This window comes from Micromonospora sp. WMMD1155, assembly GCF_029581275.1.
Classification (GTDB): Bacteria; Actinomycetota; Actinomycetes; order Mycobacteriales; family Micromonosporaceae; genus Micromonospora.
Map to the genome: position 1 here is coordinate 5,377,141 of NZ_CP120742.1, position 23,665 is coordinate 5,400,805.

24 protein-coding genes are annotated in these 23,665 nt (G+C 69.2%); 13 read left to right on the forward strand and 11 right to left on the reverse strand.

Annotation, left to right across the window (positions count from 1 at the left end):
- The first annotated feature begins 78 nt into the window (after window positions 1–78).
- Together O7617_RS24690 and O7617_RS24695 are read left to right on the forward strand one after the other, a co-directional pair.
- On the forward strand, window positions 79–768 hold the full coding sequence (locus O7617_RS24690; RefSeq protein ID WP_282258444.1) for a GntR family transcriptional regulator: 690 nt from the start codon (window positions 79–81) through the stop codon (window positions 766–768).
- Entirely contained in the window at window positions 765–1,862 is a 1,098-nt protein-coding gene (locus tag O7617_RS24695; RefSeq protein WP_282258445.1) for a tartrate dehydrogenase, read from the forward strand. The genes O7617_RS24690 and O7617_RS24695 overlap by 4 nt, the downstream gene beginning before the upstream one ends.
- Before the next feature lie 165 nt (window positions 1,863–2,027).
- Here the strand turns inward: O7617_RS24695 and O7617_RS24700 are convergent, their stop codons facing one another.
- Together O7617_RS24700 and O7617_RS24705 are read right to left on the reverse strand one after the other, a co-directional pair.
- Window positions 2,028–2,423, reverse strand: a complete 396-nt coding sequence (locus O7617_RS24700; protein ID WP_282258446.1) for a VOC family protein — start codon at window positions 2,421–2,423, stop codon at window positions 2,028–2,030.
- 105 nt (window positions 2,424–2,528) lie between these two features.
- The gene (locus tag O7617_RS24705) at window positions 2,529–3,416 is read right to left on the reverse strand and encodes a LysR family transcriptional regulator (RefSeq protein WP_282258448.1); all 888 of its coding nucleotides are present in this window, start codon (window positions 3,414–3,416) and stop codon (window positions 2,529–2,531) included.
- 189 nt (window positions 3,417–3,605) lie between these two features.
- Between O7617_RS24705 and O7617_RS24710 the strand changes: the two genes are divergently transcribed.
- The 4 genes from O7617_RS24710 (at window position 3,606) to O7617_RS24725 (ending at window position 9,395) form a co-directional block, all read left to right on the forward strand.
- Window positions 3,606–4,406: a GNAT family N-acetyltransferase gene (locus O7617_RS24710; protein ID WP_282258450.1), complete on the forward strand. Its 801-nt coding sequence runs from the start codon at window positions 3,606–3,608 to the stop codon at window positions 4,404–4,406.
- A gap of 342 nt (window positions 4,407–4,748) precedes the next feature.
- Entirely contained in the window at window positions 4,749–6,446 is a 1,698-nt protein-coding gene (locus O7617_RS24715) for a TlrC/CarA/OleB/SrmB family ABC-F type ribosomal protection protein (RefSeq protein WP_282258452.1), read from the forward strand.
- Complete coding sequence (locus tag O7617_RS24720; RefSeq protein ID WP_282258453.1) at window positions 6,446–8,023, forward strand: FAD-dependent monooxygenase; 1,578 nt, start codon at window positions 6,446–6,448, stop codon at window positions 8,021–8,023. The genes O7617_RS24715 and O7617_RS24720 overlap by 1 nt, the downstream gene beginning before the upstream one ends.
- Before the next feature lie 88 nt (window positions 8,024–8,111).
- Window positions 8,112–9,395: an MFS transporter gene (locus O7617_RS24725; protein ID WP_282258454.1), complete on the forward strand. Its 1,284-nt coding sequence runs from the start codon at window positions 8,112–8,114 to the stop codon at window positions 9,393–9,395.
- Between the two features lie 91 nt (window positions 9,396–9,486).
- On the opposite strand, the gene O7617_RS24730 is transcribed toward O7617_RS24725, so the two are convergent.
- Entirely contained in the window at window positions 9,487–10,365 is an 879-nt protein-coding gene (locus tag O7617_RS24730) for a BTAD domain-containing putative transcriptional regulator (protein ID WP_282258455.1), read from the reverse strand.
- A 449-nt stretch (window positions 10,366–10,814) separates the two neighbouring features.
- Between O7617_RS24730 and O7617_RS24735 the strand changes: the two genes are divergently transcribed.
- Both O7617_RS24735 and O7617_RS24740 read left to right on the forward strand, forming a co-directional pair.
- Window positions 10,815–11,783 carry a hypothetical protein gene (locus O7617_RS24735; RefSeq protein ID WP_282258457.1) on the forward strand — a complete coding sequence of 323 codons (969 nt, stop codon included), beginning with the start codon at window positions 10,815–10,817 and terminating at the stop codon, window positions 11,781–11,783.
- Window positions 11,784–11,824: 41 nt separating this feature from the next.
- Window positions 11,825–12,202: a peptidase inhibitor family I36 protein gene (locus tag O7617_RS24740; protein ID WP_282258458.1), complete on the forward strand. Its 378-nt coding sequence runs from the start codon at window positions 11,825–11,827 to the stop codon at window positions 12,200–12,202.
- A gap of 363 nt (window positions 12,203–12,565) precedes the next feature.
- On the opposite strand, the gene O7617_RS24745 is transcribed toward O7617_RS24740, so the two are convergent.
- Entirely contained in the window at window positions 12,566–13,366 is an 801-nt protein-coding gene (locus O7617_RS24745) for a helix-turn-helix transcriptional regulator (protein ID WP_282258459.1), read from the reverse strand.
- Between the two features lie 124 nt (window positions 13,367–13,490).
- On the opposite strand from O7617_RS24745, the gene O7617_RS24750 reads away from it, so the two are divergent.
- A complete protein-coding gene (locus tag O7617_RS24750) occupies window positions 13,491–13,940 on the forward strand; it encodes a VOC family protein (protein WP_282258460.1) in 450 nt (149 codons plus the stop codon).
- Between the two features lie 145 nt (window positions 13,941–14,085).
- On the opposite strand, the gene O7617_RS24755 is transcribed toward O7617_RS24750, so the two are convergent.
- Complete coding sequence (locus O7617_RS24755) at window positions 14,086–14,721, reverse strand: SRPBCC family protein (protein ID WP_348774153.1); 636 nt, start codon at window positions 14,719–14,721, stop codon at window positions 14,086–14,088.
- Window positions 14,718–14,867, reverse strand: coding sequence for a hypothetical protein (locus O7617_RS24760; protein ID WP_282258461.1), 150 nt, complete (start codon window positions 14,865–14,867; stop codon window positions 14,718–14,720). Before O7617_RS24760 ends, O7617_RS24755 begins: the two co-directional genes overlap by 4 nt.
- Window positions 14,868–15,280: 413 nt before the next feature.
- Between O7617_RS24760 and O7617_RS24765 the strand changes: the two genes are divergently transcribed.
- Complete coding sequence (locus tag O7617_RS24765; protein WP_282258462.1) at window positions 15,281–15,403, forward strand: hypothetical protein; 123 nt, start codon at window positions 15,281–15,283, stop codon at window positions 15,401–15,403.
- 74 nt (window positions 15,404–15,477) lie between these two features.
- On the opposite strand, the gene O7617_RS24770 is transcribed toward O7617_RS24765, so the two are convergent.
- Complete coding sequence (locus O7617_RS24770; protein WP_282258463.1) at window positions 15,478–15,735, reverse strand: hypothetical protein; 258 nt, start codon at window positions 15,733–15,735, stop codon at window positions 15,478–15,480.
- A gap of 226 nt (window positions 15,736–15,961) precedes the next feature.
- On the opposite strand from O7617_RS24770, the gene O7617_RS24775 reads away from it, so the two are divergent.
- The 3 genes from O7617_RS24775 to O7617_RS24785 all read left to right on the forward strand — a co-directional run bounded on the left by O7617_RS24775 (window position 15,962) and on the right by O7617_RS24785 (window position 18,084).
- Window positions 15,962–16,588, forward strand: a complete 627-nt coding sequence (locus O7617_RS24775; protein WP_282258464.1) for a maleylpyruvate isomerase N-terminal domain-containing protein — start codon at window positions 15,962–15,964, stop codon at window positions 16,586–16,588.
- Window positions 16,589–16,961: 373 nt separating this feature from the next.
- Entirely contained in the window at window positions 16,962–17,516 is a 555-nt protein-coding gene (locus O7617_RS24780; protein WP_282258465.1) for an SMI1/KNR4 family protein, read from the forward strand.
- A gap of 121 nt (window positions 17,517–17,637) precedes the next feature.
- The gene (locus O7617_RS24785) at window positions 17,638–18,084 is read left to right on the forward strand and encodes a GNAT family N-acetyltransferase (protein ID WP_282258467.1); all 447 of its coding nucleotides are present in this window, start codon (window positions 17,638–17,640) and stop codon (window positions 18,082–18,084) included.
- Between the two features lie 92 nt (window positions 18,085–18,176).
- On the opposite strand, the gene O7617_RS24790 is transcribed toward O7617_RS24785, so the two are convergent.
- The 4 genes from O7617_RS24790 to O7617_RS24805 form a co-directional block, all read right to left on the reverse strand.
- Window positions 18,177–21,143, reverse strand: coding sequence for an immunoglobulin-like domain-containing protein (locus tag O7617_RS24790; protein WP_282258468.1), 2,967 nt, complete (start codon window positions 21,141–21,143; stop codon window positions 18,177–18,179).
- A 171-nt stretch (window positions 21,144–21,314) separates the two neighbouring features.
- Window positions 21,315–21,761: an SRPBCC domain-containing protein gene (locus O7617_RS24795; RefSeq protein WP_282258469.1), complete on the reverse strand. Its 447-nt coding sequence runs from the start codon at window positions 21,759–21,761 to the stop codon at window positions 21,315–21,317.
- Window positions 21,762–21,909: 148 nt separating this feature from the next.
- Window positions 21,910–22,308 (reverse strand): cupin domain-containing protein, encoded by a 399-nt coding sequence (locus tag O7617_RS24800; protein WP_282258470.1) that lies wholly within the window; start codon window positions 22,306–22,308, stop codon window positions 21,910–21,912.
- Window positions 22,309–22,367: 59 nt separating this feature from the next.
- Entirely contained in the window at window positions 22,368–23,606 is a 1,239-nt protein-coding gene (locus O7617_RS24805; protein ID WP_282258471.1) for an iron-containing alcohol dehydrogenase, read from the reverse strand.
- Window positions 23,607–23,665 lie beyond the last annotated feature (59 nt).

Genomic DNA, 23,665 nt, shown 5'->3' on the forward strand with positions numbered 1-23,665 from the left:
CCGGTCACGTTAAATTGCTGTAGCAAACTCGTCAACAGTTGCAAACGAAGTTGCTATGTCATGCGCTAGAGTGCGGTCATGACGACAGCCGGGACGCTCGCCGATCAGGCGTACCGACAAGTTCGCACCGCGATCGCCACCGGCGAACTCGCGCCGGGAGAGAAGGTGACCGAGCGCGGCATGGCCGAGCGGCTCGCGGTCAGCCCCACACCGGTCCGCGAGGCCCTGCGCCGGCTGGAGCTCGACGGGCTGATCGAGCGGATCGGGCCGCGTACCGTGCTGGTCGCCGCCATCCGCGACGCCGCCATCGACGACCTCGCGGAGGTGGAGGTCGGCCTGCGTGGCCTCGTCGCCCGCTTCGCCGCCCGACACGCCACCGCCGAGCAGCTCGACGCGCTCGACGCCATTCTCGACCGCGCCGACGACCTGCTGATCCTCCTCAAGGAGCGGTCCGCGCAGGGCGGGCCGGTCGAGCGGCACCTCACCGAACTGCTCGACACCATGCAGCAGTTCAACGACACGGTCAGTGCCTGCGCGCACAACCCGGTGCTGGTCCGGATGCTCGAGCAGAGCCGCGTGTTCTCCCGCCCGCAGCGCCGCGAGCTGCTCCTGCAACGGGTGGCGGAGGACGACACGTTCGGTCTGGAGCGATACGGCAGCCACCGGGCCCTGGTCCGGGCGCTACGCGCGGGCGACTCCGCCGCCGCGGAGCGCATCGCACTCGAGGACTCACAGGGCGGTCTCGCAGCGCTTCGGGAGGCGCCGTGACCACCCACCGGATCGCCGTCATTCCCGGTGACGGCATCGGTAAGGAGGTCGTCCCGGCCGGCCTCGACGCGCTGCACGCCACGGCACGTCGTTTCGACCTGACGCTCACCTTCGACAGCTTCGACTTCGCCAGCGCCGACTACTGGCAGCGGCACGGCGCGATGCTGCCGCCCGACTGGGAACAGACGCTGCGTGGCTACGACGCCATCTACTTCGGCGCGGTGGGCTGGCCGGAGGTCGTACCCGACCATGTCTCGCTCTGGGGCAGCCTCCTGCAGTTCCGGCGGGTCTTCGACCAGTACGTGAACCTGCGCCCCTGCCGGCTCATGCCCGGCGTCCGCAGCCCCCTGGCCGGCCGGCTCCCCGGCGACATCGACTTCGTCGTCGTCCGGGAGAACACCGAGGGCGAGTACTCCAGCGTGGGTGGACGGATCTTCGAGGGCACCGACCGGGAAACCGTCCTACAGGAGACGATCATGACCCGCGTCGGCGTCGACCGCGTCCTGCGCTTCGCCTTCGAGCAGGCCGACCGTCGCCCGAAACGGCACCTGACGTCCGCCACCAAGAGCAACGGCATCTCCATCTCCATGCCGTACTGGGACGAGCGGGTGGCCGCGATGGGCGAGCGGTTCCCCGACGTCCGCCTCGACAAGTTCCACATCGACGCGCTCGCGGCGCAGTTCGTCCTCCATCCGGAGTGGTTCGACGTGGTCGTGGCCAGCAACCTGTTCGGCGACATCCTCTCCGACCTCGGCCCGGCCTGCACCGGCACACTCGGCATCGCACCGAGCGCCAACATCAACCCTGAACGTGAGCATCCGAGCCTGTTCGAGCCTGTGCACGGCTCCGCACCCGACATCGCCGGCAAAGGCATCGCCAACCCGATCGGCCAGATCTGGTGCGGCTCGATGATGCTGGAACACCTCGGTCACCCGGAGGCCGCCGCCCACCTGCTCGGCGCGGTCGAGGACGTCCTGGCGTACGGGCCCGAACAGGCACCACTGACCCCCGACCTACACGGCACCGGCACGACGGCGGAGCTGGGCCGGGCGATCGCCGAGAGGGTCGGCGAACGCCCGTCCGGCACCGCATGAGGTGGCGGCACGTCGTCGGCCCCATTCGACTGGCTGAACGTGTGGCCGGCGGTGCCGATCGAGGCGGCACCGCCGCCGACCACCCCGCGACGGACAGACCCTCAGCGTCTTCGGCTTAACGGAGGGCACTCCCTACGTCGCAGGGTGAGGATGTCCGATGGCAGTCTAGGTCTGCGGTGCCAGCGTGCGCAGGACGCAGAACTCATTGCCCTCGGGGTCCGCCATGACCACCCAACTTCGGCCTTCCCCCTGGCCCACATCCGTCTTGGTAGCGCCGAGGTCGAGCAATCTGGTCACCTCGTCCTCGGTGCTGCCGTCGATCGGGCTGATGTCGAGGTGAAGTCGGTTTTTCACCGTCCTGCCCTCAGGTACCCGGATGAACAGCAGAGTGGGCGGCATCTGACGGGCCCGGACATCCTCGACGGTCGGCACCCAGGAGCCGATCTCGACCTTGCCCTCGGTCCGGTCGATCACCTTGAGGTCCAGGACCTCGCACCAGAAGGCCGCGAGTCTCGCCGGATCGCGGCAGTCAAAGGTCAGCTCGGTGAACCTGCTCGTCATGACCTTCCCTCAGTGTGCGGTGGGGGGACGTCTGTCAACCTGGTGATGGATGGTGGGCCGCCGGGGCGGTGTGACCCGGTGCAAGCCTGGGACCGCCCACAGCGGCTACGTCGTTCGCCGCACCTCGGTGACGGCTTGAACGAAGGCGCGTATCAGCGCGTTCTCTCCGCCGTTGCGCCACACCGGCGCGTAGTGCAGCACCGGTCCGTCGGTGATGGGCAGGAAGGTGATGTCGCCTCGCTGCCGGGTGGATGCCACGTCCGATCCGATCGGAGACACGACGCTACCGCTGGCGATCGCGCGGAAGGCCTCCTCGAGGGTGACGATGCCCAGTCCGCGCCGGACGGGCCGCCCGGCCGGGGTGGTGGACGGGGTGTGCGCCTCCCACACGTAGTCGGGAATGGGTCCCTCGGGGTAGACCACCGGATGATCGCCGAGGTCCTCCAGCTCGACGCTGCCCTGACCGGCCAGCGGATGACCGGCGGCCACCGCCAACACCAGCTCCTCGCGGTGCAGGACCGGCCCGACCGTGAGGTCAGGCTCACGGATGGGTAGCCAGACAATCCCGATGTCGACCGAACCGGCCCGCAGCGGCCCGAGCGGATCGGTCGGCAGTACCTCGCGCAGGCGCAGCTCGCACTGCGGGTGCCGCTGCCGGAACAGATCGAGGACGGCCTCGACCGACTGGTAGTGGGTGGCCATCGTGCCGATGGTCAGCGTGCCGGCCTGGCCGCGGGCGGTAGCGGTGGCCTCCTCGATGCCGGAGATGATCTCGCGGTAACCGGCGCGCAGGCGGTCGCGTAACCGCTCGCCGAGTGGGGTGAGCCGAACGGCACGACTCGTACGCTCGAAGAGGCCCCCGCCGATCCGGCGTTCCTGCTGTTTGATCGACTGACTGACCCGCGACTGGGACACGTGCAGACGCTCGGCCGTGCGACCGAAGTGAAGCTCTTCGGTCAGCGTCAGAAAGATCTCGATATCGCGCAGTTCCACCAGATGGCCCTATCTCCGATCATCACGACCTCGAACTGGGCAGTCTACGGCCGCGACGGGAGCGGGCTGCACGAGCGTGCTCGGACCGCCGGCCTTCGCAGATTCGGTCGTCGATCGATCACCAGTGGCTAATGCGGCGATGCGATCTTCTGCGTTGTTCGGCCGGGGCGGCCGGGCGATGGTGGACGCATGAGCGAAAGCGTGATCGACGTCGTGGCGGCGCCGGATCATCTCGGGACCCCACGCTGGCACGCGGTGACGTCGCCCGGTTCGGTGGCCGGGGTCGCCGATCTACGTCCGGTCATGCCGTTCGAGTACGAACCGCCACCGCCGACCGCCCTGCGGCCGGGCGCTCTCGAGCTGAACCTGTACGTGCAGCCGCAGTGGCGTCGTCGAGGGATCGGTTCGCGGCTGCTGGCCGCCGTCGGTGCGTACGCCGTGGGGCAGCGGTTGATCATGGAGGCCGGCCCGGGTTCCGCCGCGCAGTCGTTCTGTGAGCGGCACGGATTCCGGCGCACCGGATCCAGGAGCCACGATCTGCTCACCTACTGCGATGTCCACCAAGCCTGGCTGGGTGAGTTGGTCGACGTCGAGCACCCCGGATACCGACTGCGTCACTGGACCGGGGATCCGTGCGGCGCGACCAGCGTCGAGCAACTGCTCCGGCATCCGAGCCGGCCCGGTGAGGCGGTGGTGAGCGCCGCCGAGGCGGACGGCGGCGTGGTCGCCTATGTCCTGGCGATGACGGGTGCACTGCCGCAGAGTCGCGCCCGCCAGTACGGCCCGGCCGTGCTCGTCGGTCATCGCGGACGGGGGCTGGGACTGTGGGTCAACGCCGCTCTGCTCACGCGACTGCGCGCGATCCACCCACATGTCGAGGAGATCGAAACCCGAACCGGTCACGACGAGGCCGGCCTGCGCGCCCTGCGTCGACACCTCGGCTTCCGCCCTCTCGGGCGGCGTCTCCGCTACGAACTCACCCTGCCGTAACCGGCGGCCCTGACTCCAAATCCAGCGGCGCACCCGGGTCGACTCGTGCCGTGAAGAGAGGTTTGTCATGAAACATCCTATCCGCCCCCTGGCGTCCGCCGTCCCGGTCGGGAGCCGAGACCCACCCGGTGATCGCCGCCGCTGGGCCCATCGCCCTGACCTCGGTAACCGGCCTGGTCGGACACGTACTCGCGGAGAAGTCCACGGGCATGGACCTCGGCGAACGAGCCCGACGAGGCGGCGCCGTAACGGGTCGAGAGCGCCCGCGCTCGGCACCTGGCCGTCGCGGCCGAACGGCCGTCACCGGCATGTCCGTGTCAATCAGCCAGATCAGGGGCCGTCTTGCTCACGTCGCAACTCTCGCTGCACCACATCATCCGCCGCTACGACGAGCGCATCGTGTTGGCCGGGGTGTCCTTCAGCGTCAAACCGGGTGAGAAGGTCGGCATCATCGGCGACAACGGCGCCGGGAAGTCGACCCTGTTACGCCTGATCGCCGGGGTGGACCGACCCGACAACGGGGAACTGACGGTGATCGCCCCGGGCGGTGTCGGCTACCTGGCCCAATCGCTGGCGCTGCCGCCACGTGCCTCGGTCCAGGACGCGATCGACCTCTCTCTGGCCGACCTCCGAGAGATCGAGTCGCTGATCATGAACGCCGAGGCCCGGCTGAGTGGTCTGTCGAGGGCTGAACTCGTCGCCGGCCTGGAGCACTACGCCGGGCTGGTCTCCCGTTACGAAGCACGGGGCGGGTACGGGGCGGACACCCGGGTCGAGAAGGCGTTGCACCGGCTCGGCCTGCCGAATCTGGACCGTACGCGGGCGCTCGGCACCCTGTCCGGTGGGGAGCGTTCCCGACTCGCGCTGGCCGCCACGCTGGCCTCCCAGCCGGAGTTGCTCTTACTCGATGAGCCGACCAACGACCTCGATGATCAGGCCGTGGGCTGGCTGGAGGCGCGCCTCCGGCAGCACCGCGGCACGCTGCTCGCGGTGACCCATGACCGGGAGTTCCTCAGCCGGGTCACCGACACGATCCTGGACGTCGGTCAGGGCACTGTGAAACGCCACGGCGACGGCTACGACGGGTACGTGGTCGCCACGGCCGCCGAACGCCGCCGTCGCCTACAGGAGTACGAAGACTGGCGCCATCAGCTGGTCCGTAACCGTAAGCTCGCTTCCGCCAACGCGTTCCGTCTGGGAGCGATCCCGCGCAAGGCACCGATGGCGAAGTTCGGGCACGGCGCCTTCCGTGCCCGCGGCCGTGATCACGGTGCGATGGGACGCATCCGCAACGCCAAGGAGCGCATCGAGCGTCTCACGGCGAATCCGGTCGCGCCGCCACCCGACCCGCTGGTGTTCTCGGCCGGCATCACCGGCGTCGACAACGACGCCCCGGAGACGGTTGCCGAGCTCACCGAGGTTCGCGTCACCGACCGGCTGTACGTGCCGTCACTGCGGATCGGCGGCACGGACCGGCTTCTGGTCACCGGGCCCAACGGGGCGGGCAAGTCCACCCTCATCCGGGTCCTGGCGGGAGAACTGTGCCCGGACGCTGGAACGGTACGGACACAGGGCCGGATCGGTCACCTGCGGCAGCAGATGACGCCGTGGCCGCCGCACCTGACCGTGTTGGAAGCGTTCGCCGGCGGGCCGGCCGGTGACCCGGACGAACTGCTGTCGCTGGGCCTGTTTCGGCCGACTGACCTGCGGTTGCGGGTGAGAGAACTGTCGTACGGCCAACTCCGCAGGCTCGAGGTTGCCCGTCTGGTCAGCAAGCCGGTCGACCTGCTGCTCCTGGACGAGCCGACCAATCACCTCAGCCCTGCTCTGGTCGAGGAGTTGGAGCAGGCGCTGGTCGACTACCCGGGCGCGGTGGTCGTCGTCACCCACGACCGCCGGATGCGGGCTCGGTTCGCCGCCACGCACCTACAGCTACGTGCCGGCCAGGTGGAACAACTCAGCGAGAGGACCGCTGACACCGGCACCTGCCGCGACGGCGGTGCCAAGGGCGAAGAGAAATCAGAGGGGAATGACGAGTGATGGAGACTGACGTAATCATCGTGGGCGCCGGTCCGGCGGGCTTGATGTTGGCCGGGGAATTGCGCCTGGCCGGAGCCCGAACGGTGGTGCTGGAGCGCCACCCACAGCCGCGAGACATCCCGAAGGCCAACGGCCTCGGCGGGCGGATCCTGGACCTGCTGCGCCACCGCGGAATTCTGCAGCGATTCGAGGAGGCCAGCAGCGATCCTCAGGTGGCCCCTCGATTCCCGTTCGGCACCATGCACCTGGACTTCACACACCTGGCGGACCCGCCGATGCGGGCGATGCCGATCCCGCAGCGGGAGGTCGAGCGACTGCTCGAGGAACGCGCGCGGGAACTCGGCGCCGAGGTCCGCCGCGGACACGACGTGGTCGGGGTGACCCAGGACCAGGCCACGGTGACCGCAGACGTGCGTGGACCGGACGGGCCCGCTCGGGTCACCGCTCGGTATCTGGTCGGTTGCGACGGTGGGCGCAGCCGGATCCGCGACCTCGCGGGGATCGCGTTCCCCGGCGTGACCTTCCCGGAGGTCAACAGGCTGGGCCAGGTCACCGTGCCCGACTCGGTGACGGTGCTCGACAACGGCGACATCGACGTTCCCGGGCTGGGCCGGATCCGCGCGGGGTTCACGCGGACGGACCGCGGTGTGTTCGCGTTCGCGATCACCTCCGGCGTCCTGTTCGTGCAGATCACCGAGGACGAAACCACCGAGTACGACGACGACGAACCGCTGACCCTGACCGAACTCGCGGAGAGTGCTCGACGTGTGCTCGGCGCGGACCTCCCGCTGGGGGAACCGATCCGGCTGTCGCGCTACACGTTCAAGGATCGGCAGGCCGAACGATACCGCCACGGGCGGATCCTGCTGGCCGGCGACGCAGCCCACCTGTTCCCCGCCACCGGTACGGCACTCACCGTCGGCATGCTCGACACGGTCAACCTCGCCTGGAAGCTGGGCGCCGACATAAACGGCTGGGCGCCGGCCGGCCTGCTGGACACGTACCACGACGAGCGTCACCTCGCCGGCGCACGCGCACGGCTGCAGACCCGAGCCCAGGCGGCCATGAGGCGCGGACACGACCCGGCCGCCGAAGCGCTCCGGCAGGTCTTCCAGGAACTGGTCGTCGACGAGCCGGCGCTGCGCCGGATGGGAGCACTCGTCGCTCATGCCGACATCCGCTACCCGATGCCGGGTGCCGGACACCACCCCTTGGCCGGCACCTTCGCACCCGACCTCACCCTGTACACCGAGCGGGGCGTCACCAGCGTCGCGGAGCTCATGCACACCGCACGGCCCGTCCTGCTCGACCTTGCCGACCGCCCCGAGCTGCGTCAGATCGCCGGAGACTGGATCGATCGCGTCGACATCCGTACCGCGAAGACGGATACCCGGCCAGCAGACGCCCTCCTGATCCGCCCCGACGCGCACGTCGCCTGGGCCGCGACGCTCGACGAACCCACCGCCACCGCCGGGGCGACGTTGCGAGACGCGCTCTCGCGCTGGTTCGGCGCGCCGCCGATGAGCGGGGGAGTGCCGGCTGTCGCGTACGGCTGCTCGAACGGGCCGGCGTCGTGACTGTGGTACGGACGCGGGGGGTGCGGGGACCGGCGCCGATCGCCCTGTTCCACCCGGCACCGCGCCAGCGGGTCGAGGGAGGTGCCGGATGACCTCAGACCCGCGACGGTTGCCGGTCGGATTCCGGCGCCTGTGGGCTGCGCAGACGGTGTCCTCGCTCGGCGACGGGGTGTCGCACGCCGCGCTGCCGCTGCTCGCGTTGATGGTGACGCGGGATCCGATGGCGCTCGCCGTCGTCACGGCCGCCGGGACACTGCCGTGGCTGCTGTTCGGGGTGCTCGGCGGTGCGCTGGTGGACCGTTGGGACCGCCGGCGCACGATGTGGGTCACGGACGCGGCACGTGCGGTGTCGCTCCTGATACCGGCGGCGGCAGCCGCGTTCGACGTACTGAGCATTCCGGTGCTCGCGGCCGTCGCCTTTCTGCTCGGCCTCGGCGGACTCCTCTTCGACACCGCCGCCACCGCCTATCTGCCGGATCTGCTCGGCCGCGACCCCGCACTCCTGGAGCGAGCGAACTCTCGACTCCGCGGGGCCCAGACCGCCATGTCCGGCTTCGCGGGGCCGCCCGCGGGCAGTGCGCTGCTCGCGCTCGGGCGGGCGGTTCCGCTGCTCGCCGACGCGGTGTCGTTCGCGCTTTCCGCACTGCTCGTACGGTCGTTGCCCGCCGTGTCCCGGCCCGTGCCGGAGGCCCGCGAGTCGCTGCTTCGGCAGGCGCGGGCCGGAGCCTCGTACGTCTTCCGGGACCGGTTGCTGCTCGGGCTCGCGTTGCGCCCGGCGGTCGGGAACGTCGCCTTCGTCGCGGTGGGGACCGTCCTCGCCCTCTTCGCGCACGACCGTCTCGGCATCGACACCTACGGCTTCGGCCTGCTCCTCACGGCAGAAGCCACCGGCGGCCTGCTCGGTGCGGGCATCGCCGCACACCTCGGCCGGCGACTCGGCACCGGCACCGCACTGACCTGCACAGCCGCCGCCGAAGGGCTTGCCGTCCTGGGCCTGGCCGCGGCCCCGAACCCGTACGTGGCGGGGTTGGCGCTCGCGGTCTGTGGAACCGGCATGGGCGCAACGATGGTTCTCGCACCCTCCCTGCGGCAGGCGATCGTCCCAGCCCCCCTGATGGGCCGTGTCACCTCCACCTCCCGCATGCTGGCCATGTGCGCCGCCCCGTTCGGGGCGTTCCTCGGCGGCTGGCTGGCCACCACCTTCGACGTACGCACTCCGCTCTACGCCGCCGGCGGTCTCCTCCTCGCCATGACCGCCGTCACGTCGACCATGACCAGCAACCGCCGGGTCGAGGCGGCGCTCCGTGGCTCTTCCGACCAGGAGAGCCCGACCCGGGACAGCCGCCCGGCCGACGCGGTCGTCGCTGCCTGATCGGTGCACCCACCAACTCCTGCGTCACGACTGCCGGAAAGGCATCAGATGCTCTACTCGACCGCACGCGTCGTCACCGACCGTTCCTCCGCTACCTCAGGCAACTGGTCTCACACAGGGGGCGCAAGGTGCCCGCCGAACTCGACGAGGACCGCGGGTCCATCAGGTTCAGCCGCGGCAACTGCCTGCTCGTGGCCTCGGCGGATCCGGGTCCTGACCCGAAACCGACCGTGAACACCCCTCGTCCTCCGTTGAGCAGATCGGTGTAGGCCTTCTGCAACTCGGCTGACGGGTCCACCCCGAGCTCCTCGGCGATCCGCCGCCTGACCTGCTCGTAACGTTGCAGCGCCTCGGCCGGCCGGCCCAGCCGGTGCAAGGCCTTCAGGAGGCGCAGCCACAACGACTCACGCAGCGGATGCCGCGCGATCAACCCCTCGACTGCCAACAGCGACTCGTGGTACCGACCGTCCTCGAGATCGATGTCTACGAGGCGTTCGACAGCCGCCAGATGCCGCTCGAGCAACCGTGGATACTCGGTACGCGTCAACCACTCGGAGTCGACGCCCTGGAACGGCTCGCCCCGCCACAACCCCAGTGCCTTGTCCAACAGTGCCCGCTCCCTGGCGACATCCGGGGTGCGGGTCGACTCGGAGAGGACCCCTTCGAACCGCAACGCGTCCACCCCATCGGCGGGGACTTTCAGCGCGTACCCAGCGGGTTCGGTCCTGATGCGGTCCGCCCCGAGAACGGCACGCAACCTCGCCACATAGGTCTGCAGACTCCGCCGAGGGTGAGCCGGAAGATCGCCATTCCAGACGATGGCCGTGAGCTGCTCGACCGGCACCGATCGTTCTGGCGACAACGCCAACCCGACCAGCAGGCATCGCAGACGATTCATGGTCAGCGGCACCGACCTACCGTCGAGATCGACCAGAAGTGGCCCCAGAACACCCACCGTCAGCGCGGCCACAGCCGCTCCCCGCGGACTCGCCGGTTGCCGGCCACCGTGGCGATGCCGGGTCCGGAAGACTCCGTCCTGGGCCTGACCAGCGCGAGCGCCGGGACGACACTCACCACGGCGACGAACGCCGACGAGGTCGCCCACGGACCGACCGACCTCGCCCTTCGTGGAAACCCTGCATCTGTCATGCATCGATCCTCGTGGTGCACCAGCGCTCCGGGACGGCTCCTGCTCGAACATGTCCGGATTCCTCGGCAGCCGTGCCGAAATCCTGGCGCGGACGGCTACCGGGACCGACGTGTGGTCGTACCGGCAGCGCGACGGGCGCACCGGTTGAGCAACCGACCTCGACCTGAGCAGCGGTGAAGCGCTTCTGAAGCGGATGTGAAGCCGGCTACCACGATTCTGGCTCGGCGAACGCGAACGCGTCGGCGACACCGGCACCCAGGAGTACTCGCATGACTCGACAGCCCCAGCATGATCCCGGGCCTCCGGGCGGTGCGACCCGTACCCCGGACAGCGGTACGAGGCGGCGCGGCCCGACGCTCATCCGCATCGCCGCCGGCATCGCCCTCAGCGTCATGGCCGCGTGGGCGGTCGTCAGCACCGGAACAGGTGCTGCCGTCAACGCCCCGACCTCCGGCGGTCGACCAGTGGACGCCACCGATGACGAGCTGCTCCATCGGGCCTCGGAGCGGCTGATCGCCCGCTGCATGGCCCGGCACGGCTTCACGTACACCGAACAGCCGCCGCCCTCGTCGGCCGGGCAGGACTTCCGCTACGTGCTCGACGATGTCGGTTGGGCCCGTGAGCACGGGTACGGCGCCCTGCTCGGCAGACCCGGCGCCTGGGACCAGGATGCCAACTCCGTCAACCTGGAGAAGCTGTCGACTGAACGGCAGCGGGACTGGCAGCGGACGCTTCTGGGGTCCGGACGTGAGCTCACCGTGGACCTTCCCGACCTCGGCCGGATGTCCGCGCCCGACAACGGCTGCACCGCCGATGCGCGACTCACCCTTTACCGGGACCTGGCCGGCTGGTACCGGGTGCGGCGGATCGCTGATCACGTCGGCAGCTACGTCGCCGGCAAGGTGACCGGAGCCCTTGAATACCGAACCGGGCTCTCCGTCTGGGCCTCGTGTGTGCGCCAGCGTGGGTATGCCGCGTCGTCCCCGCGTGAACTGCGCGAAATCGTCGCTGCCGAGGCTCCGGAGTCCGTCGGCGAGCAGGCCCGGGAACGGGAGGTCGATGCGGCCGAGGCTGAGGCCGAGTGCGCGACCTCCTCCGGACTCTCCCAGACCATCGATGCTCTTGAGCGGAGGTACCGACCGGAGATCGAGAGGAGGTTCGCACGCGAGCTCGACGCACTGAGGTCATTCGAGCGGGAAGCCGTTCCCCGGGCCAGGAAGACCCTGGCCAACGCCTAGCACCGCAGCACCGACCGGAGAGAAGCCGAAAGGACAATTTGATGATCAAGGCTCTGAGGAACATCGTCATCGGGCTGCCCATCATGGCGGCGGCCCTGGTGGCAGCCCCGACCAGCGCCGGCGCCGACTTGGGCGACTGCCCCCGAAGCGCCTTTTGCGCCTGGGCCGAGGACCGGTTCACCGGCCCCTGGGCCTACTGGTATGGGAGCTACCCGAGGTGGGGCGACTATGGCATGCACGACGACGCCGACTCCGTCTTCAACAACGCCCGATCGAGTACCACAGTTCCCGACAACGTGTGGGTCTACTACGACGTCGACTACGTGAGCCCGTCCATCTGCGTTCAACCCGGCGAGACGTACGACGCCGGGATGAACGACAACGACTACGACTCCCACAAGTGGTTCCACTCGTGCTGACGGACGGACCTGCCCAGCGGCGGGGTGCCCGGCCCGCATAGTCGCCCACGACAGACCCCGCCTGCTCGTGTCTCCGCCAGGAGCGCGGCAGGCGGGGTCTGTCGACGTCGACCCCGATGCTCTCGCCCCACTCGCCGCACACCAGGACGGACCGGCCGGGGAAGCGACCGGGTCGGCCCCCGCCGGCAGCAGAGAGGTCTGCGTTAGCGAGACAGCCCTCGCCGGGAGTGGCGCGGGCCGCCGGTGACCGGGTAGCAACGCCGGACCGGGCGCTGAGGTGGATGAGGCTCGTGACCCGGCACTGGGGTCGGCTGTGCCGGTCAGCGCTCTAGGACACCCCTGATTCGGCGCGGATCAGCGTCGTCACACCAGTCGATCCAGCCGCTCGCGAGCGGCGGTGTCGGGCCGAGGAGTGAGGACGACGAGGCGCAGGTCGGTGTTCTGGGTGGTCAGGACGTTGGCGTCCAGTGGGATGGCGCCCACGTCCGGATGTACGGCGGTCTTGTGCGCGCTCTCGTGATGGGCCACCGCGCGGAGGGCCCACAGGTGGCAGAACCTGTCGTTCCCGGCCATGCGCGTGACCAGTGCCGCCACGTCGGGGTCGTTCGGATAGCGGGCGCTGGTGGCGCGTAGATCGGCCACCAGCGACTGCTCGAAGTAGGCACGCTCGGTGTCGGTCTGACGGACTCGGGGGTTTCGGGATTCGAACTGGACGATCAGGGCGTTGCGGTCGTCGGCGGTGGCGCCCGCGGGGTCGCCGAAGACGGCCGCGAACAGCCGGTTGCAGTGCAGCAGCCGCCAGACGGCGTCGTAGACGGCGACGGGGGTGTCGCCGAGGTGGTCGATGACGCGGTGCAGGCTGCTGGGGATCAGGCGGGGGATCCGGTCCGGGGCCGCGGCGAAGCCGGCAAGGCGCATCAGGTGCGCCTCCTCGTCGTCGGAGAGTCGTAGCGCGCGGGCCAGGGAGGTGCACACCTGCGCCGATGGTGTGGCGGCCCGGCCCTGTTCGAGGCGTGCCACGTATTCGGGGGAGATACCGGCCAGTGCTGCCAGCTCGCCACGTCGTAGCCCGGCGACGCGGCGAGGTGAGACGTTCGTGAGACCGACCGCGGCCGGGTCCGTGCGATCCCGCCAGGCCCGCAGCGCCGCTCCGAGGTCATTCATGAATAACATGATCCGCCATCGATGTCGGAAGAGCTGGGTGGTACCAGCGGTACGCGGAAGATCTGTGCCTTCCACGGTGGTGGCGCTGCCCCTGAGGATGGGGATCATGAGCAGAGTGACCAGGATGAATCACATCGGAGTGCCGGTCAGTGATCTGGCGCGGTCGGTGCGGTGGTACGAGGACGTCCTCGGCATCGCGCCGAATGGCGTGACGATCTCGGCGACGAACCCGGCGATCGGTGCGGTTGTCGAGGTCGAGAGCGCGTCCATGCGAGCGTCGTTCGCGCTGGCCGGTGACAACGTGCTTTTGGAACTCATCCAGTACGACAACCCGCAGCCGAGGCCCTTCACCGGGCGCAACTGCGACGTCGGGGTGATGCACCTGTGTTTCGAGGTCGACGACCTCGACGCGGCGCACCGCGACCTGGTGGAGCGGGGCGTGCACGTCAACGCCGATCCGGTCGTGCTCCAGGACGGCGACGGTGTCGAAGCGGGGGCGCTGGCCGGAACCAAGATCCTCTATCTACGTGACCCAGACGGCATCCAGCTCGAACTGTTCGAGTTGCGCGCGTAGAAGCGTGCCACTTCGGACCCGGTGGCGGTCGACCCGATCGGTGCACTGCTGTCGAAACCATCGATCGGGCCGACCAACCGAAGCCGGGCCGACCGAGCGACGAACGGCCCCGGCGGCACGAGACCGGCGGGGCCGTCGAATCGCGTCAGCGCCGGGACCGCTCACACTCCCGTTCGGCCCGCGTCTTCAGCTCCGTCAGCCACGTCTTCAGACCGTCGGCGAGAGCCGCGGTCGAGAAGTCGACGTCCTGCTCCACCTGGTCACCGCGCCACGTCTCCTCGGTACGCACCAGAACCCGACCGTCGACCTCGGTGAACGTCCACACGTGAACGCCCTCGTCGATGCGCAGCCCCGCACCGATCGCCGGGCCGTCCCACCGAAGGCACTTCTGGTGCTGTAGCTGACGGACGGTGGACGTGACGACGAGGGTCGTGGCGGGATTCAACGCGGTCTCGGGCACCGAGGTCGACCATCGAAACGATGAACCGGGACGCAGTGGACCGCGATCGAGCCGCTTGCTGGAGAGGACCGGCCTCTGCCACGACGGCCAGCGTTCCACGTCGGTCTGGATGTTCCAGATGGTCCGTAGCGGAGCGTCGATCGTCGTCTCAGTCCGGTAGCGAATCTTCGCCGTGGTGTCGACGGTCCTTCCCGCACATCGCACCGTCGCGCGGTCGGAGCCGCCATCGCGCCTGGCCTCGGCCCCAGCCGGTGCACCTGCGGCACCCACGAGGCCGGCCACGACCACTGCCGTCGCGGCGGCAACCATACTGTTCTTCATGAGGCGGTCGCCCCTTCGGCGGTGCGCTCGATGTCCGGGAGGATCCGCCACACGGTGTCCATCGACGCGGTCACCGTGACGCTGTGGCGGCTGACCACCGGTGCCGACACGATGCCGGCCTCGTCGGCGTCCGTCATGTTCTCCATCGTGAAGCCCTCCTGCGGTCACTGACGATCGGAACGCCGGGCATGAGCGAGCTGATCGATCCACACCCGGCAGAAGCGATCGTGCCAAGACGGCGAGGGCTCACCATCGGCGAGAATTACGTAGTTAGCGGTTCGTACGCCGAGATCGGTGGCACGCGATGCCGGCAGGCCGTCACAGCGATGCTCGCCAGCCGGTCGGGCGACCAGGCACGGGTCTGCGACACAGTCACTGATCGGCCCCCTTAGCGGGTGCGGTCGAGACCGCCCCCGAGGGGAGCAGGATCCAGGTCCGCGACAGCCCGCGCTCCGACCGGCCGCCGACGTGTTCGTCCGACGGATGGCGTCTGACCTTCAACGCCGAGGGTGTCCGCTGCGACGACCTCGCCGCCGACGCGGAGCCGGGTGACATGGCGATGCGGGGCACCGCAAGCGACCTGGTCCTCTACTTCTACGAGCGCCTTCCGCTGGACGACCTGGCGACCACCGGCGACACCGAGCCGATGGAGCGGCTCGCGGACTGGGACCCGAAAGCGTAACCACAGGAGAACGTCAGCACCTTGCGTCTGCCGGACGACCGCGCAGCCTCCGACCCGGTATGCGCCCGGCTCGCTCACGGCTGGTCTGCCGGTCGGATTCCTCGCCGGACGAGGCGATCGAGGTGGTCGAGCAGCTTCACCTCGCTGCGAACCAGCCTCTCACGCTCGGGCGTCGGCAGCTCGGCAAGCGGCTCCCAGAGATCCTCGTTCCGCGGCACGAACACCGTGGCAGCGGAGTACTCGCGGCAGCTCGAGCACCACGCCAGGCCGACGCAGCGCTCGTAGAGCCTGTCGGAGGGCGCGTAGAGCCGGTACCGGTAGGAGAAGATCACGCCGGCACAGGTGACAGCGTCCCCATCACGGACACCGTGAATCGTGCTGACCTTCGACCATGCCCACCTGGCGGACCTGTGCCCCATGGCCTCCATGTTCCCCGGCCGCCAGCGCAAGCCGCCATCCTGATCTGCCGGTGATGACCACGCACTCGCACCGTGAGCCGCTCCTCGCCGACGGGTGCGGAGGTGACAAGGCTTCCTGTGCGCGCATATCGTGCACTCGATGATCCGACCCGCGTTCCTGGGCGCCGCCGAGGCCGCGACGGCCCTGCTGCGCGATCCGATGCTGACCGCCCGATGGTCCTCGCCGAGCGCACTGCCGGACTTCTCCACCGCTGGCCTCGCCCGCCATCTGGCCAACCAGGTCACTCAGACCGTGACGTTCCTCGCCGCGCCGGCAGGAGAATCGGCGATCCCGGTGTTGGAGCACTTCACCGGCAACGCCTGGGTGACCTCAGGCGTGGATAGTGCCGACAACATCGACATCCGGCGCCGCAGCGAGCAGACAGCTGCAGTGACGACCCCCAGGGAGCTGGCGGACGCGGTCGATGCCGCGATAGCCGAGTTGCGCGCCACTGTGGCAGCGCAATCACCCGACCGCATCGTGGACCTCGGCGACTGGGGCCTGAAGGTCGATGACTTCCTGCTGACCCGGGTCATGGAGCTGGTCGTACACACCGACGACCTGGCAGTCAGCCTCGGCTTGCCGACGCCACCGATGCCGGCGACAGCGACTGAAGCGACGATCCAGCTGCTGAGCAGCCTCGCGGCCTGGCGACACGGATCCCTGAACGTGATACGCGCGCTAGCTCGGCAAGAACGAGCCCTCACCGCCATCTCCGCGCTCTAGCCGCTGGAACGTCACTTGCGGATCCGTCCGTGGTCGGAGCACAGGATGGGCAGATGGTGCCGAAGCCACTGCGGCGGATGTCGTGGACGGCATCGAGGCTGCCGTTGCGGGTTCCGTCGATGGCGAACACACCCCCCGCCGACGTCCGCTAATCCTCGAAAGTGAACTCGAATGTGCCCGCTTCGATGTGGTCGATGAGCCGGCTGACATCGTCGGCTTGCCGAATCGCGCTCTCCCAGCCACTACTGGTGATGTCGGCCAGTAGTACCGGCAGCCCGATTCGGCCACTGTCCGCGCTGGTGGGCCACCTGTGCCGGCGGTCGGGCCGGGCCTACCGCGCACCGCCGGATCCATCGTGGTACGACTACGCGTCATGAACGCGAACACCGACTCCGATCTCGCCGACCTTCGCGCCGTCTTCCTGGTGGACGACGCCGGTGAGTCGGCCCTGGGTTGGCCAGGCGTGTACGCCTTCGAAGCGGAGCACGGGATCGTGCTGCCGGAGCCGTACCGGACCTTCGTCGCGGAGATCACCGACGGGTCGTTCTCCGGGCCACCGGACTTCGGTCTTCTCGGGGTGGCCGAGATGCCCGATGACTGGGGTGACGACCGCCCGGTGCGCGAGTTGGCGGCTCCGTTTCCGCTGACTCAGGCGTGGCTGTGGGAGGAGGACACCCGCCCGTCGGAGGAGATCGAGCCGCTGTTCGATGCCGTCTTCGACCACGGCTCGGTCGTGCTCGGCACAGACGGCTGCGGGATGTACTGGCATCTCGTCGTGACCGGACCGCATCGCGGGCACATCTGGAACATCAGCGGCGAGGGGGCGATGCCCTTCGGGGCGGAGTTCGGCCACACCACCGGGGCGTCGGGGTTCGTCGGGTGGGTTCGGCACTGGGCGGCCGGCAAGCCATGGTTCGACGCTGCCTGAGCTGAACGGGTAGGCATCCTCATCTGCCGCTGACCGCCCTGGCGGTGCACAGGTAACGGGTGGACGTGACGTTGTTCGGCACACATCCGCCGACGACGCCGACCGCAGGCAGGATGGATCGATGGCGACGATCAGACCGTTCGACAGCGCCGATGCCCCGGCTGTGGCGGGCCTCATCGAACGCTGCCTGCGTGAGGTCAACAGTCGCGACTATCCGAGCGAGGTCATCGAGCGGATGTGCGACCACTTCACCGAGCAACGCATCAGGGAACTCGCGATCCGACGGCAGATGTTCGTCGCAGAGGAAGACGGGATCGTCGGCACCGTCTCCCGCGACGGCGACAAGGTCTACACCATGTTCGTGCACCCACGGGTCGCCGGTCGCGGCATCGGGCGGCTCCTCATGCGCCACGTCGAGGCGCTGGCGGCGATCGACGGCTACGACCACATGGAGACCGGAGCGAGCATCACCGGGCACGACTTCTACCGTCGGCTCGGCTACGTCGACGTCCGCTCCACCGAGACGGAGTTCGGCCTCAACTACATCCTGCGCCGCAGCCTGCCCTGACGAGCCGGGGCCGCCGACGCCGCCTCACTGACACAGTGGGCGGGCGAGATCGATCTCGCCCGCCCACTACTGCCACGCGTCTCCTCGGGTGCCTATCCCGCCTTCCGTACCGTCAACGTCTGGTAGTCGGCGGCGTGGGGCCGGTAGGTCGGGTTGCCGGAGTAGGCGACGTGGACCCGGTAGGCCCCCGGCCGCAGATCGGCGGTCTGCAGTTCGACGACCGCCTTACCGTGTGCCAGTGGCACGACGTGCGCGGTGCCGCCGAAGGTGACGGTGACTTCGCCGGTCGGGGTCGGAGCGTGCTTCCGCCCGCCCGCCGGCCCGACGGTCACGGTCAACCTGAACGTGTCCCCGCGGACGACCGACGCCGGCGAGGCCTTCGCCTTGACCTTGACGGCGGCCGGGCCGGAGGGCACCTCGAACGACGCCGTACCCTCCGACGCCTTCAGGTAGTCGAAGCCGAGGTATTCGGCCGTCACCGTCCGGGCACCCGCGGGCAGACCCGTCGGCAGCGTGACGGTCGCCGCGCCGTCGTTCAGGTAGGCGAGCTTCGACCACGAGCCGACGCTGACCCGTACCTGACCGCCGGTCTCGAACCCGTCCGCTGCCGCGACCGTCACGGTGGCCCTGGTCGTCTGGGCCCCCCTCGCGTACGGCTCGACGGCCACCTCGGTGGTGGTGGTGACATCACTGTTCGGGATACCGCGGATGTCGTTCCACTCGCGAACGGTCAGCGGGATCACGGTGCCGTGACGCGGACGGACGACACCCGCGTTGGTCATCGTGATCGCCTTGGCGTTCCACGTCGGAGCCTCGATGTTCTCGTGACAGGCGGCCTGGTACCCCCCACCGTTCGTGTACCGGTCGCCCCAGAGGTAGAACTGGCCGGGGCAGGCGGTGTCACCGGGGTTGGCCTCGAAGATGACCGGCCCCTCGTACCCCTGGTTGGCGACCCAGGTCGTGCGGCCCAGAGCCGGCGCGACCAGCGTCCAGTTGTCGATGTCGCTGTCCAGGAAGTCGGTGTGCTTCTCCGAGAAGATGTCCGAGCCCTGGTTGCCGGCCTCGTTCTTGGTCACCCGGTAGTAGTGGTCGCCGACCCGGATCGCGGTCGTGTCGATGCGCGACAGCGGGGCGGGATCCTGCCAGACCTGGGGAGCGGAGAACGTCTTGAAGTCTCGCGTCGTGGCGTACCACATCTGCGCGTTCCCCTGACCGGTGCGGTTCACCGGGTCGTCCCACAGCGACTGGGCCCAGAACACGACGTACGCGCCGAGTTCCTCGACCCACAGCGACTCCGGTGCGAAGGCGTTGCCCGCGTTGTCGGGCGCGACCTTCACGTGCCGCTGAGGGGTCCAGTTCACCAGGTCGTGCGACTCGAACACCTCGATGTACTGGGTGTCGTTGATGGCGTACCCGCCCTGGTCGTACCAGTTCAGGTCGGTGGCGATCATGTAGAACGTGTCGCCGTCGGGGGAGCGGACGATGTGCGGGTCGCGAAGCCCCTGGTCGCCCAGTTGGGAGATGAGGGACGGCCGTCCTCCGGTCAGACCGGTCCAGTCCAGAGCGGTGTTGCCGTTGGATGTGGCGAACATGATCTGCTCGCCGTCGGCGATGCCCTCTCCCTTGAAGTACCCCATGAAGTACCGCTCGTACTCTTCCGAACGCGGCATGGCGGCGATGGTCACCGGGAACGACTTCTTCTGCGACGCCTTGCCCTTGGTGACGGTCGCCGTCAGGGTGGCGGCGACATCAGCGCGGCCGAAGGCCGGGCGGGTGACCTCACCCGTCGGGGTGATGAGGCGGGTGGTCGACTTCCAGGTGATCGTGGATCCGAACTCGCCCTCGGCGGTGAGGTCGAGGTTTCCGCGTACGTCGTCGGTGGCATCCAGGGTCAGGTCGAAGGCGTCCCGGTCGACCGACTGCGCATCGTCGAACTCGGCCTTCACCACCACGGGGATCTCCCGTGTGGTGACCTCCTGGGCGCCCTTGCGGACGGTCGCCGTGAGCGTGGCTGTCGCGTCCGGCTGCCCCTGCGCGGGCCGGGTGATCCTGCCGGTCACCGCGACCTTGCGTGCGCTGGGGACGGCCGGCGGGGTGTCGACCTCGACGACCGACGGGTCCGAACTCGTCCAGGTGATCGCCGAGCCGGCCACGGAGCCCACCTTGGGCAGGACGATGTCGCGTACCACCGCACTGGTCCGGCCGAGGTCGATGGCCGCGGCGTCGGCGCGAACGCCGTCGGAGACGGTCTTCTCCGCCAGGGTGAGTGTCTCGTCGAGACCGACCGCCCGGTCGTACACCCGGAAGTCGCGGATCGTTCCGCGGAACGAGTAGTGGCCCGATGTCTGCGAGCGGCCGAGGAAGTTGCAGTTGGTCCCCGCGGCGTTCACCGACGGCGCCGTGGTCAGGTTCGTCGACGTCGCGTGCGGCACACCGTCGAGGTAGAGCCGGCCGGTCCAGCTCGTTCCGTCCGAGTTCAGTGACTGGGTGTAGGTGACATGGGTCCACGCTCCCTCGCGCATGCGGACCCGGTTCTGCTGGAGGTTCGCCGGACCCACCGCGACGCGGAACCGCTGGGTGTTCGACGCGAAGATGGAGCCCTCGGCGCCGGTGTCGACGTCGCACGAGCCGGACTTACGGCCGAAACCCCACATCTGGTGCTCGCCGACGTTCGCCGGGTCGACCCACACGTCGTAGTCGACCGTGAGGTTGGACATGCCGGCGGTGATGTCGTTCGGCAGCGCCACGTAAGCGCCGTCGAGGGCGCCCTCGTAGGAGTCGGGGTTGAATCTGACCCCTTCGCCGGTCAAGGTCGCCTTCTCGGGATTGACGAGCGTGGCGTTCGCCGCCGCGCCCGCGCTACCCGAGTTGACCAACGTCGTCCCACTGGTCTCGTCGAGGGCGAAGTGGTGCACCAGGCCCTCGTCGAGCTGCTCCTCCGCAGCGTACGAGGGCGTCGCCGCGAACGAGACCGAGAGGAGCGCACCGAGTGCCAGGACCGCGACACCGCTACCCTTCCGACTCGGCCCGAGGCGTGGTCTCCGCTGTCGCAGTCTCAATGGATCCTCCTTGACCGGGACGGGTTTCGGGCGTGTTAACGCTAACTACGGGGGTGCCGTCGGGTCAACGAAATGCGTCGATGCCCCCTTCTGTGGACGCCCGCGGTGCCCGAAGCTCAGCAGGCAGGTCGAGGATCGGATCCTTCAGGAGCAGGTCCGGCGTGACCGCCGTCATCGAGGGGGGTGGGCCGACTCGACACGCTGCTTGAGTGCGTCGTTGAAGGCATCGAACCCGGCGTGTGTGTTCTTCAGTGTGCCCTTGAACAGGGCGACGAGGATTCCCGAGAAGCGTTCGCCGTGGACCAGGTGGGTGGTCCCGTCGGCGTTGGCGGTGAGGACGAACGAGTGTTCCCCGTCGAACAGTCCACCGAAGCCGAGCTTGCCGAGCCAGCGCAGTTCCTGGCCCGGGTCAGCAACCAGAACGGTGGGCTTGAAGGTCATGCCGCCTCCCCCGGGTGGGCTCAGGTGCACGACGAGCTTGGTGCCGACCTGAGGGGTGCCCTCGATGCGGCGCATGAACGGGTTCCAGTCCGGGTAGGCGGCGAAGTCGGTGAGGACCTCCCACACGGTTTGCGGACTGGCGGCGATGTCGATCGTGGTGCTGATGGTCGTGCTCATGGCTCGCTCCGTCTCACCTGGCTAACGCTGTTAGCTACCACGTTAGGCAACAGGGTTGCTCACACCGGGAGATTCGGTGCACGGCCGGGCCGACCGGCAGGCGTAAGCGACTGAGACAGAAGGGCCCGGCGGACGCCCTGGAGGGTCCTCACGGCATGGTGAAGTCGGCGAAGTCGAAGCCGGGAGTCACCACGCAACTGACGAGGACGTGCTCGTCGCCCGCCGGTTTCGCCGACTGCCACTCGCCCGCCGGGACCAGGATCTGCGGGCGCTCGGCACTCAGGATCATCGGCCGACTGTCCCTTCCCACGGTCAGCGCCAGCGGCCCACCCGAATGCCAGAACCACATCTCGTCCGACCGCACGGTGTGCCAGGCCGACGACTCACCCGGCTCGAGAAGGAAGAGGATCGCCGTCGCGGTGGCCCGGCTGCCCGGGTAGCCATCAGGCTCGAACGTGACAGCGGACCGGTAGGTCTCCCTGAACCATCCGCCTTCGGGATGCGGCTGCAGGTCGAATTGCTCGGCGAGAGGCGGACGTGTGGTCATGAGGGGCCACTGTAGTGGCCGACATCGCGGAGGTACGCCGAAGCGTCACCGCGCGCCGGTCACCGACCCCGGCTCGCGGTCGGGACGTGTCGGGTCCGGTCCCCGGTCCAGGCCGCCTCGAGGATCGCGGTCAGGCTGGCGGTGTCGGTCGGGCCCGGGTGGTTCTGGATCAGGCGGGTGACGCCACTGGCCATCTCCGCGAAGCGCGGGAGGTCGGCGCGTGCCACGCCGATGTCCGCCAGGGTGGGCGGGATGCCGATGTCGACGAGGAGCCCGTCGAGCCAGGTGAGGAACGCGTCCGCGGCCTCGGCGTCCGAGGCGTCGCCGACGTCGAGCCCGCACACTCCGGCGAGGATGGCCAACCGGTCGGCGATGGCGTCCCTGGCCGCGTCCAGCGCGTACGGCAGGAGCAGCCCGACGCCCAGGCCGTGCGGCGTGTGCGTGGCTGCGCCGATGGGGTACTGGAGGGCGTGTGGGGCCGCGTTGCCCGCGTGGGAGAAGGCGAGCCCGGCGAGCATGGACCCGTAGGACATGTCCGCGCGTGCCTCCGTGTCGCCGCCGTCGGCGACAGCCCGACGTAGGCTACGGGCGATCCGCTCCGCGGCCAGGAGCGCGTAGTGGTCGGTGATCGGGTTGCGGCCGAGGAACACCTGCTCCACCGGGTCGCGCGGGCCGTGGGCCCGGGGTCGCGCGGTGTAGCTCTCCACCGCGTGACAGAACGCGTCGATGCCGGAGTGGGCGGTGACCGTCGCGGGGCAGGTGTACGTGAGTTCGGGGTCGACGATCGCGAAGTCGGGCACGATGTGGACGCTGGAGACCCCCACCTTCAGCTCGCGGTCCGGGTCGGTCAACACCGAGACGGGTGTGAGCTCGGAGCCGGTGCCGGACGTCGTCGGGACCGCGACGAGCGGAATCGTCGGGCCCGGCACCCTCGACTCGCCGTAGAAGTCGCGCGGCGTCCCGCCGTGGCGCCGGATGACCCCGACGATCTTGGCCAGGTCGATCACCGTGCCACCCCCGACGGCGAGGATCACGTCGGCGTCCACCTCGGCGGCGGCCGAGACGGCCAGGGCGACGTCGGTGAGTGGCACGTCCGGAGTCGCGTCGGAGAACACCCCGACGACGTCGACCTTCTCCCGCACGGCGGCCACGATCTCGGCCACGCCCGGCTGCCCCAGAAGAACCTTGTCGGTCACGATGAGGACCCGTGAGCCACTCTCGGCCACCACTCGCGGGATGTTCTGCGAGACCCCTTCGCCCACGATCAGTTGGCGTGGTCCGCGGACGGTCTCAAGCATGTCGGTGCCTCTTTCGGAACGTCGGCGGCGATGTGGTGGGCGGGTGCTCGGAGCGGCAG

Coding starts and splice junctions, on each gene's coding strand:
- O7617_RS24690 (WP_282258444.1), top strand. CDS start 79: ATGACGACAGCCGGGACGCTCGCCGATCAGGCGTACCGACAAGTTCGC.
- O7617_RS24700 (WP_282258446.1), bottom strand. CDS start 2,423: ATGACGAGCAGGTTCACCGAGCTGACCTTTGACTGCCGCGATCCGGCG.
- O7617_RS24710 (WP_282258450.1), top strand. CDS start 3,606: ATGAGCGAAAGCGTGATCGACGTCGTGGCGGCGCCGGATCATCTCGGG.
- O7617_RS24720 (WP_282258453.1), top strand. CDS start 6,446: ATGGAGACTGACGTAATCATCGTGGGCGCCGGTCCGGCGGGCTTGATG.
- O7617_RS24725 (WP_282258454.1), top strand. CDS start 8,112: ATGACCTCAGACCCGCGACGGTTGCCGGTCGGATTCCGGCGCCTGTGG.
- O7617_RS24735 (WP_282258457.1), top strand. CDS start 10,815: ATGACTCGACAGCCCCAGCATGATCCCGGGCCTCCGGGCGGTGCGACC.
- O7617_RS24740 (WP_282258458.1), top strand. CDS start 11,825: ATGATCAAGGCTCTGAGGAACATCGTCATCGGGCTGCCCATCATGGCG.
- O7617_RS24745 (WP_282258459.1), bottom strand. CDS start 13,366: ATGAATGACCTCGGAGCGGCGCTGCGGGCCTGGCGGGATCGCACGGAC.
- O7617_RS24750 (WP_282258460.1), top strand. CDS start 13,491: ATGAATCACATCGGAGTGCCGGTCAGTGATCTGGCGCGGTCGGTGCGG.
- O7617_RS24755 (WP_348774153.1), bottom strand. CDS start 14,721: ATGAAGAACAGTATGGTTGCCGCCGCGACGGCAGTGGTCGTGGCCGGC.
- O7617_RS24760 (WP_282258461.1), bottom strand. CDS start 14,867: ATGGAGAACATGACGGACGCCGACGAGGCCGGCATCGTGTCGGCACCG.
- O7617_RS24765 (WP_282258462.1), top strand. CDS start 15,281: ATGCGGGGCACCGCAAGCGACCTGGTCCTCTACTTCTACGAGCGCCTT.
- O7617_RS24775 (WP_282258464.1), top strand. CDS start 15,962: ATGATCCGACCCGCGTTCCTGGGCGCCGCCGAGGCCGCGACGGCCCTG.
- O7617_RS24780 (WP_282258465.1), top strand. CDS start 16,962: ATGAACGCGAACACCGACTCCGATCTCGCCGACCTTCGCGCCGTCTTC.
- O7617_RS24785 (WP_282258467.1), top strand. CDS start 17,638: ATGGCGACGATCAGACCGTTCGACAGCGCCGATGCCCCGGCTGTGGCG.
- O7617_RS24795 (WP_282258469.1), bottom strand. CDS start 21,761: ATGAGCACGACCATCAGCACCACGATCGACATCGCCGCCAGTCCGCAA.
- O7617_RS24800 (WP_282258470.1), bottom strand. CDS start 22,308: ATGACCACACGTCCGCCTCTCGCCGAGCAATTCGACCTGCAGCCGCAT.
- O7617_RS24805 (WP_282258471.1), bottom strand. CDS start 23,606: ATGCTTGAGACCGTCCGCGGACCACGCCAACTGATCGTGGGCGAAGGG.